Annotated in this window: 9 protein-coding genes; 4 read left to right on the top strand and 5 right to left on the bottom strand. The window is 65.4% G+C overall.

Annotation, left to right across the window (positions count from 1 at the left end; translation table 11 throughout):
• Positions 1–19: 19 nt before the first annotated feature.
• The 5 genes from VFA16_RS10345 to VFA16_RS10325 form a co-directional block, all read right to left on the bottom strand.
• Positions 20–736 carry an SAF domain-containing protein gene (locus VFA16_RS10345; RefSeq protein WP_324967724.1) on the bottom strand — a complete coding sequence of 239 codons (717 nt, stop codon included), beginning with the start codon at positions 734–736 and terminating at the stop codon, positions 20–22.
• A 27-nt stretch (positions 737–763) separates the two neighbouring features.
• The gene (locus VFA16_RS10340) at positions 764–1,624 is read right to left on the bottom strand and encodes a hypothetical protein (protein ID WP_324967723.1); all 861 of its coding nucleotides are present in this window, start codon (positions 1,622–1,624) and stop codon (positions 764–766) included.
• Positions 1,606–2,127 carry a hypothetical protein gene (locus VFA16_RS10335; RefSeq protein ID WP_324967722.1) on the bottom strand — a complete coding sequence of 174 codons (522 nt, stop codon included), beginning with the start codon at positions 2,125–2,127 and terminating at the stop codon, positions 1,606–1,608. The genes VFA16_RS10340 and VFA16_RS10335 overlap by 19 nt, the downstream gene beginning before the upstream one ends.
• A gap of 412 nt (positions 2,128–2,539) precedes the next feature.
• A complete protein-coding gene (locus VFA16_RS10330) occupies positions 2,540–3,154 on the bottom strand; it encodes a hypothetical protein (protein WP_324967721.1) in 615 nt (204 codons plus the stop codon).
• 61 nt (positions 3,155–3,215) lie between these two features.
• The gene (locus tag VFA16_RS10325; protein WP_324967720.1) at positions 3,216–4,880 is read right to left on the bottom strand and encodes a hypothetical protein; all 1,665 of its coding nucleotides are present in this window, start codon (positions 4,878–4,880) and stop codon (positions 3,216–3,218) included.
• 1,105 nt (positions 4,881–5,985) lie between these two features.
• Here VFA16_RS10325 and VFA16_RS10320 point away from each other — a divergent pair.
• From VFA16_RS10320 to VFA16_RS10305, 4 genes are all read left to right on the top strand, one after another.
• Positions 5,986–6,969: a hypothetical protein gene (locus VFA16_RS10320; RefSeq protein WP_324967719.1), complete on the top strand. Its 984-nt coding sequence runs from the start codon at positions 5,986–5,988 to the stop codon at positions 6,967–6,969.
• A gap of 79 nt (positions 6,970–7,048) precedes the next feature.
• Entirely contained in the window at positions 7,049–7,531 is a 483-nt protein-coding gene (locus tag VFA16_RS10315) for a hypothetical protein (protein WP_324967718.1), read from the top strand.
• Positions 7,528–8,238, top strand: a complete 711-nt coding sequence (locus tag VFA16_RS10310) for a hypothetical protein (protein WP_324967717.1) — start codon at positions 7,528–7,530, stop codon at positions 8,236–8,238. Before VFA16_RS10315 ends, VFA16_RS10310 begins: the two co-directional genes overlap by 4 nt.
• Positions 8,228–8,822 (top strand): hypothetical protein (locus tag VFA16_RS10305; RefSeq protein ID WP_324967716.1); only part of this gene is annotated, 595 nt, incomplete at its 3' end. The genes VFA16_RS10310 and VFA16_RS10305, both read left to right, overlap by 11 nt.

Here is an 8,822-nt window from a genome sequence, read left to right as displayed (position 1 = left end):
CCCAGGACAACGCTCGTCGTCATGGCGCACTCCCGTCCGGTCCAATGAGTACGAGGCTCACCTGCCCGCTGGCTGCCAGCGTCGCGATCTGCGGAGCCGCGTCGCCTCCGACCAGGAGCGAGACAACGGTGCTCGCCTGCGGATCGTCGCCCACTACTTCTGTCGCGAGCACGGTGGCCTGCACCGGGCTCGGCCCCACCGCGGTCCCGGCAGACCTTTGCTGGGGAGGTGCCGTTTGCTCGGTCGGCGCTGTTGCAGTGCTCACGACCCATACGCGCTCACCCGGGCCGAGCCCGCTCGGGAACTGGCCCGGCTTGACGGAGACGGCGACGACTGCATACCCGGTGGGAATGCTGGCCGCTGGGCCGACGGCGCTCTTCGGCACAATCTCCCCGGAGTTGAGCGGCACTGTCGCCGCATGGCCGATGACCGAATCCTGCGCAGACGCGCTCACCGAGTCCATGCTGCCGTCGGACACTTTCACCCTGGTCGTGCGGAAGTCCGAAGCCTGGAACACATGTCCGAGAGCGACCGGGCGTGCGGCAGTGAGCACGTCGGTCCCGCTGTTGAGTAGCAGCAGTGATACGAACAGAAGGGCAAAGCCAGCGGCGACACCGAGGCAGAGAGCGGCGAGTCGCAGGTTGCGGGCGCGCTGCATTGGCACGATGGCAAGGGGGGAACGTTCTGCCGCCTCTTTGCGGGTTGTGTCAGAGCCTCGCTGCAGCCCCACGCTCATTCCCCTTTCCTCCGATTCCGCTACGGATCAGTTGCCGCCTGAGTTGACGGCCTGAGCTTCACCTACGCGCACCGTTGTCTGAGCCGTCGGCCCGGCAACGACGCCGAGATCACCGCCGCCTGCTGCTCCAACCGCCGCCCACGTCACGCGCCAGAACACGGTCGCAGTCACAGTGAAGGCGCCTGTCCCCTGTCCTGCGGAGCTGCGCGGCCATGCGTAGGAGCATGGACTGGTCTGCGCGCCATCAGAGCGCGACGGGTCGTACGGCACGCCGGGTCCGGTGCACGTGACGGTGTGCCCATCACCCATATTCCAGGCGACCCGGTACGGCGTGGCCGTCGCAGTCGCCGCCACCGGCCCCGCGGTCGCTGTCGCCGTGTAGGTGTGCCACACGGCGGGGTCGAGCCAGAGCCACGTGGTAGCGCCGACGATCTGCATTGTTGTCGCCGAGGGGGCTGTTCGTATGAAACCACTTGGAAGGGGCAGCTTGGCGATGGCCTGCTGACCGAGACTCGCGATGCTCTGCAGCGCTATGAGCTGTGCAGGTGATTGCCATACAAGGGTGGTCGCCAGCACGTTGCCTTGCGCATCGGTGCAGTGCGGCAGGACCCAGCCGCCCGATGCCGGACTGCTCTCTCCCAAGATGGTCGCGGCGTCGCCGGTAATCCACTCGTACCAACACGAAACGCCATTTCCTGCGCCCCCGGTCGAGGTGCCCGAATCGCCTCCGTACGACGCACCTACCGTGACCTGGCCGTTGCCGACAGAGGCGTCGGCGCTGCCAGCCTGGCTCTCGATGCCATCTGCACTCGCCGCGATTGTGCATGCCCCCGACGCCGCCAGGGCGATGCTCAGTAGTGGGACGAGTCTCAAGACGCGGTTGAACATGGCGCCTCCGAAACTGTTTGCGTCGACACCTTCCAAGCCCCCGCCGTCTCGACGAGGGTCGCGGTAATCGATACCGCGTGCGGTGGCTTGACGGGCGGGACAGGCTGCCCATTGGAGACGTAGACGAGCTGCGACTGATCGAAGGCGCAGTCGACTACCTGCGCCTCGGCTCCACGAATCCAGTCCACGCGCGGATTCAAGTCCACCCGCCCCTTGCCGACGATCCCGTTGCCGCGGTCGGCGATCAGCTGCTTTCTGATCTCGCTCAACAGGGGGTCAACCATGGTCTGCGCCAGCCCCGGGTACGAGGCGTCGGCCGTGCCGATGGCTGTGATAAAGGCCGCTTGCTCTGCCCGATAAGCACTTAGGACCGCGACGTCGGGACTGGCTGGTGGGGTCTGCCGGATCAGCGGCGTGGGCGTTGGAACGTCGGGGCCAGGGCCACCGCAGCTGACCAATGCCGAGGTAAGGGCAGCAACGAGGCTCCCCGACGGCGCGGCCATACGAGGCGACCACATCCGGGCCCGGGGGCCCCCACGCGGGCTTGAGCCCACCTCTCCTTCTCCTCCTTGGCCCGGCCCCCTTGGTGCCCGCCCGGCGCCGGAGTATCGCACCTACTACACCAAGACGACCGAAGGCCAAAAATCGTAGCACCGCCGCCTAAGGTTTCCGCCCAGCCGGGCTCGCAGGAAGGGGGTCGGCCAGTCTGGAGCCGGGGGAGGATCGAGCCTCGGGGCTCGGGCCGTCGACGCCCCCGGAGGGTGGCCACCTGGTGGCAAGGAGGAGCAAGCGAGGTCCAGGGCGGCGGGCGGGCGGCGCCGGGGGCTCTACTCCCAACCGGTCCAGGTGGCCATGGGCAAAAAGCTAACGGTTTGACCCGTGTTCAGGGTGCTGACTCACAGTTCTTTACCGAATTCAGACAACCTGCAGCGCCATGCCGGCCAGAGTGGCGAGCTGGGGTACCACTTGGTCGACGCATGTCCCCACAGGCGGCACGAAGGCGATGGCGTCGGCACTCTGCCCTACAAGGGTGAAGTTGTCGAGGTTGGTGGCGATGGTGGACCCGTTGGAGATGGCGAGCTGGGTGAAGACCATGCGGACGCCGGTCCCGATTCGCTGATAGGTGAACACCCCTGTGAGAGACACCGAATAGACGTTCGTCCCAAGGTCGAGGAGACCCCCGCTGATCGTGAAGGTGCCATTCGCCGAGCCCAGCAGCGGAGGGGTGTTGTCGGGCTGCTCGTTGAGGCACGTTTCCGTGTACCCGAAGTTGGCCACGGTGTTGCCGGTGCCCGTCCAGACGGCGGTGTACGGCTCCGGAGCGCCGTCGAGGGTGAAAGTCGAGATCCCGCTGAGCGTCAGCGCCACGGTGCCGTTGAAGGCACCCAAGGCGCAGGAACACGGGAAACCCTGGGTTAGGTCAACTGTTCCCTCGACCAGCCCCTCTCCAGAAGTTGTGCTGGTCGCTCCAACTGGCATCGGAGTAGAAGCCGCGACGACGAGCGCGCACATCATCAGCAGCCGCTTCATGGCCATGAACCTCCCGCATTCCCGTGTCCCACCTCCGTGGGGGGACTCTACGGCGCGCGGTCTAGGCTTTTGGGCACCTCGGCAGCCAGATCATTGCCTTGCCCATGCAGCGGTACCCGGCGTCCGACAGGGCGGCGATAACGCTTTGATCCGTGATGGCGAGCTGCAGGGCGCCATGGCTGCGGATCACGCTGTCCGGCCCTACTTCGGACCACTGCCCGTTGATCCAGCGATCTATCGCGTAGGAGCCCTCGCGGTCGGTCGCTATCCATCCCGGCGCCGCGGCGATGATCACCGAGCCCTGCGGCGCTGGGGTCGCGGTCACCGTCGAACCATGAATCTCGTAATACGACACAGGGGTGTACGCGAATCCATTGCCGAGCACCCCTGGGTTGGCGGGCATCGGGGTGACGATGGCGCACCCGTCGGAGCAGTGCAGCAACACAGGCACCGTCCATGCGCTCAAAGCACCGGGAATTGCGCCCGGCGGCGCCCAGATCCAGCCGTCGTCCGCCACGGCCGCCACCGACATCGTCAGGGCGGACGTGGGTGTTGCGACCTCCTGCCGCACTTGAGTACCGTCTGTACTCCACACCCCAGTCAGCGCGGCGACATAGATGCGGTCCTCCGACACTCCGATCCGACCAGCCGGAAGATTCGTCATCTGCCGCCACGTAGAACCGAAGAAGTCGGCAAGGTACGGCGAACTCGGTGAAGTGGCATCGGTGCCGCCGAGAATGCGTGGGTCGGCTGGATAGTCCTTGGGGAGGGCAATCTGCGTGACTTCGCTGGGTGGACCCGCAGCTGACACCCAAGTCGCTCCATGATCATCGCTGCGCATGAGAACGCGGCATTGGCACGTGTCGCCGAGCCCGATGCCGACGACATACCGACCCCGCGACGCGAACGAGGTCAGCCGCACGTCCTCGGGCGTTTCCGCTGCCGCACCACGAAGAGTCGCCGTCGGGCTGGGAATCGAAACGCCAGTCTCAGAGTTCGCACGGTCCGGCACCACTGCCGAGGACACGGAGGTGGCATGGCGCACCGGCAACTCGACCCGTTGCGCTGCCGGGAAGGCGAGCGTTGACGGCGGTACGACGCTAAGTGTCGTGTTGAAGACCGCGGCGGCAATGATCGGTACAAGCACCGCCGCCGGCGGGGAATCCAAGACAACACGCCATTGCTGACGCCACCTTTTGGGCCAGAGAAACGGAAGGAAGGCGGGCAGCTTGTCGGCCAGCACTCGCGCTCTGGCCCTCGTCAGACGCACCCGGACGACGGCCGGCGCTCTGCCCTCCGACCTGGCTATCTCTGCCGCGCTCTCGCCGCGGGCCACTCTGAGGACCGTTTCCCTAGCTTTCCGCGGCAGACGCATCACGGCCGACAGTCTCTGTCCCTCAATGCGTCCGAGCACGGGGTCGATCAAGACGTCCTCCAGCTCCTCGCCCGGCAGCAGCCACTTCAGCCGTGCGTGGCGTCGCCTGGCTAGCGTCGTGAGGTCGACCTTGACGAGGTCGATGAACTCTTGCAGCGGGTGCCGGTAGCTGCCGTGCTGAAGCATCCGGGCGCGCACACGCTCCATCGCCGTCTCGACGTCTGCGGGCCGCTCGGAGTTGAAGCGGCTCAGGGCGCGGGCTCGAAGCCGGTCGTCGTACTCAGCGAAGAGCGCCCGCAACTCGTCCGCGCTGGCAACCGGCTTTCGCGGGAAAGACCCGGGAGACGGCATCCCCTTCCATCCTTGACCTTGCGGTAGGAGGGGGATTGTACCGCCCGGGCCCGGGGTGGCTATGCCGACGCTTGGTGCCGAAAACGTCACTCCCGGCCCAGACTTGCATTTGACGGATCAAACCGTTATCGTTCATCCACCCGAAGGGACGAAAGCCCCTCCGGCCCGTTACGGAAGGGATTGGAGGTCGACCGTGTTCGGCGGGAAACACACCGTGGCAGGGGTTCAAATTCCCCATGGCCGCCTTGGGAAGCCCACCGCTCTCTTCTTGAGACGTCCTCGCCGTGGTGCTCATTCGCTCCCTTCCCTTCCTTGGGCCGTCGAGCGGGTTGGCGGGACCCGCCGGCGGTTTGTAGAAGGAGGGGCCTAGCTCGAGGCTTTCTGAGGAGTCCGCTCAGCCATATGAGCGGGTTCCCCCTCGACAAGGTGAAGCGCGTGAGGCGGCGGAATCGTTCGGAAGTCGGGCAGATGGCGCGAAGCGCAGGCGGGTTTCTCATCCCGCTGCTCTTCGTCGCGCTCCTGCTGTTCATTTATTGGGCGCAGAGTCCCAGGAACGTCGTTAGATTCGGCTCTGCTTCTCCGCCGACCGGCGGCCGCGTGACGGCAGCCACTACGTCTGCGACTTCTAGTGCTGACTCTCAACCGCCGACCGTAGCTGTAGATAGCGGGCGCTCACCCAAACCCTCTGACCAGCACGGTGGATTGCCAGCGTCGTCTGCGAGCTCGATGGCTGCGCAGGAGTCAACGGCGCAGACGACCGAACTACCGTCGCCTACAGGTCGGCAATCCCAACCACCGCCGACCCCAACCAACGTTGTAGGAGTCTGCTACCCCTATCCCGATCCCAACAACTCGTATCCGACCTGCACGGCGGTACGGCCTACTCCCACACCGACTAGGTGACTGGCCGTGTCTCTTGTCGAACGCAAACCACCCAGGCGAGGAGGGCGGCCTAGCGGAGAGGAATAACCGACAGCACGCAAGCACACGCTTCTAGAAGCCCTGGAGGGGCCGGGTGGCTGCCCGGCCCCCAGGCATTTGGGTCCGCGGGAAGGCACGGCGCCAGCCCCGCGGGCGAGTCAACACCAGTAGGGAGGATACCCGCATGTTCCCAGGCACGGTTCACCGGCGACATCGCCGACGGTGCTCACCCGGCGAGTTGCACCGGCTCATCCCACCTCCTCGGCGTCGATTCCTGACCCTTCTCGGCGGCATACTTCTGCTCGCGGAAGCGCTGTTCTCAGCGACGACCACGGCACTTCCAGCCGCCGCCGCGTCAGCGGCCCCGACGCCGTACCGCTACATCTTCGGCGACGTGTGGGACGGCTCCACAACGATCTCTGTCGCCGGGCAAGTCACCAGCAGCGGATGCACGTATGTCGGAACGCCGACGACGGTGCAGCCCGGGTTCGTGCACGAGGTACGCGAGGTCGGGTTTGCCCCGGCGACATGCACCTACACCGTCGAGCAGCGCACCGTTCCCGTTTCGGTGGCACAGCCTGATCTGGCTGCCACCAGCAGCAACCCCGCGGCGCCTCCGATCTGCTACGAAAACGAGGTCTGTACCCAGCAATGGGCCGATGGCAACCCGAATGGCACCGACGAATGCCTACCCCTGTGGCTCGCTGGCTCCTCGTGCTCGGGCACCGCAACGTGGTATGACTTCTGCGCGCTGACGACGGTTGGTGATTGCTATATCACCGGCACCGGCGAAGAGAAGCAGAGTGAGATCAGCGTTTGGACTGGAGCCGACTACGGCGTCAGCAACGGTTGCGTGAACAACCCGAGCTACCCGAGCCAGTTTGTGTGGATCGGACACACATATGGCGACCAGCTCAGCGGCTACAACTTCGGCCACGGCGGGTCGTGCGGTTCGATAACGGCGTCCGAAAGCGGACTTGCGATCTCGGGGCTCAGCTGGCCACCGACGTGCGTGGGGGCCACCGTGTGGATCGACAACTCCTTCACAGGCGACAACAACCTCAACGTGACGGGGAGCTACGGGGCGAGCATGTCGGGATCGCCACTCTGCGTTGCCACAACGTACTTCGTCCACTACGACTACGCCTACGGCACGGTCGTCGGCTAAGGCCGAGCCGGGCGCACGTAGCAACTTCAACCATCATCGGAGAATTCACCGTGTTCTTCTCTATCCATAGGAGCGAGACATGATCAGGAGATACCTGCTCAGATCGGCCGTGAGCATCACGACGATCGCACTGGCGCTGCTCGGCGCTTGCGACGCGGCCGCCGCAGCGCCGGTGCCGGTTGGAGCCGGTGGCTGGACGATGACGCCTGTGGCACGAGCCGCGAGCAGCGCGGACGTCCCACCAATTGCACCCATCGTCTGTCGCGGCGTCCTCGTCAGCGTCTACGGAAGTGGGACAGTCCAAACTCTGGAGGTTGACGGCTCTGCTGCTTGCAGCGACCAGGTCGACGAGCTCGATTTCACCTGGACATGGTTCGATGCGACCACGAACCAGGTGATCTGGTCGTCCGGCACGCACGCGGTGACGAATACCGCAACCGTGTTCACGACCTCCTCGTCGTCCGCGGGCACCTTCGGGAACCGCAACATCGAACTCTGCCTGACGAGCTACAAGGCAGGATACAACCCGAACGGCAGTTGCATCGAGGTCTTCAACTCATGAGACGGTCTCTGCGCACCCGCGCGCTCATCGCTTGCGCAACGGTCCTGGTGGCCGCCCTCGGCACGGTGCTGCCAGCCCGAGCCGACCAATGGGGCGGTGGCAACGAGGACGCCTACATCAACCACAACGCCTACGTGAACGGGCAGAACGTCACGTGGACGGCTTCCATCGAGTACGAGTACCAGTGCGGCGAGGACTCGTACGGTGATCCCGAATACTGCTACGGCTATCAGCCGGTGAACTACAACGTGTGGGTCACCGGCAGCGAGCAGGTGACGACGTACGACTACGGCGCCACCAATGCGGGCCAGCAGCAGGGTGGCGAGTGCTACCAATGGGACGTGCCCTGCGGCAGCTACTACGCCGACTACGGCTACGACGGGGGCGCGATTGACATTTCCCGAGGCTCCGACCCGGGGATGCCGTACCAATGGGACCCGAGTCTGCTGGAAAGCGACAACCAGCATTGGGAGTGGTGGCACTACAGCGACAGCGCGTACGAGAACACCGACGTCACCGCCTCGCCGGAGAACAACTGCAACAAGAACGGGCAATACGACGTCGTCGACTGCTGGAGCACTCCCACCGACGAGGAGTATTGGGACCCGGGGATCATCAACAACGCGCAGACCGATCAGAATGACGGCGGCGATTCGGCCAGCGGCTGGACGCAGATCGTCGTGGGGACGAACAACTATGGCAACTAGAATCCTTCGTGTCGCCCGTCGGCTGACGGCCCGTCGCCGCATCCGTGTCGCCATTCTCGGCGCTGTTGCCGTCGCTGGTATCGGCGGAGCGCTGGGGGCACATGCCGACAGCCTGGTGGGAACCGGCCATCCGTGGAAGTCGCCGACTCTGCCGCTCCACTGGCCGCATGCGGCCAGCGGCAGTGCGTCGTGGAGCACCGGCGGCTCGCCATCCAGCCTCGAAGCCGGTGCCTCGGTCCAGGCGTCGATTCGTGCGAATCAGACCTGGCAACAGGCCGCGGCCCAAGCTGCGACCTCAGGCTGGTGCATGGAGCCGAGTGCGAACAACCCCACTGTGGACTGCTCCATGATCCCATCGACGTTGGCGGTGAGCATTGACGGCTTCACGCTGCCGACGAGCGCCCTGGCCATGGGCGTCAAGGCGGCGGCGAACGATCTCGGGGTTCCAGCCAGCTCACCCACCGCACTCTCAACGGGTGTTGCCCTCGCTGTCGAGAAGCTGATGGAGTCGCAAGAGGCCGTCCGGCAGCAGCTCGTGGCCGATCCGGCCACGGTACAGAACCTGCTCGACTGGCAGTTGCAGA

The organism is Mycobacterium sp. (assembly GCF_035653355.1).
GTDB lineage: Bacteria > Actinomycetota > Actinomycetes > Mycobacteriales > Mycobacteriaceae > Mycobacterium.
Note: the sequence above shows the minus strand (reverse complement) of the source record. Positions and strands in the feature narration are given on the sequence as shown.

Coding starts and splice junctions, on each gene's coding strand:
- VFA16_RS10320 (WP_324967719.1), top strand. CDS start 5,986: ATGTTCCCAGGCACGGTTCACCGGCGACATCGCCGACGGTGCTCACCC.
- VFA16_RS10335 (WP_324967722.1), bottom strand. CDS start 2,127: ATGGCCGCGCCGTCGGGGAGCCTCGTTGCTGCCCTTACCTCGGCATTG.
- VFA16_RS10315 (WP_324967718.1), top strand. CDS start 7,049: ATGATCAGGAGATACCTGCTCAGATCGGCCGTGAGCATCACGACGATC.
- VFA16_RS10330 (WP_324967721.1), bottom strand. CDS start 3,154: ATGAAGCGGCTGCTGATGATGTGCGCGCTCGTCGTCGCGGCTTCTACT.
- VFA16_RS10340 (WP_324967723.1), bottom strand. CDS start 1,624: ATGTTCAACCGCGTCTTGAGACTCGTCCCACTACTGAGCATCGCCCTG.
- VFA16_RS10325 (WP_324967720.1), bottom strand. CDS start 4,880: ATGCCGTCTCCCGGGTCTTTCCCGCGAAAGCCGGTTGCCAGCGCGGAC.
- VFA16_RS10345 (WP_324967724.1), bottom strand. CDS start 736: ATGAGCGTGGGGCTGCAGCGAGGCTCTGACACAACCCGCAAAGAGGCG.
- VFA16_RS10310 (WP_324967717.1), top strand. CDS start 7,528: ATGAGACGGTCTCTGCGCACCCGCGCGCTCATCGCTTGCGCAACGGTC.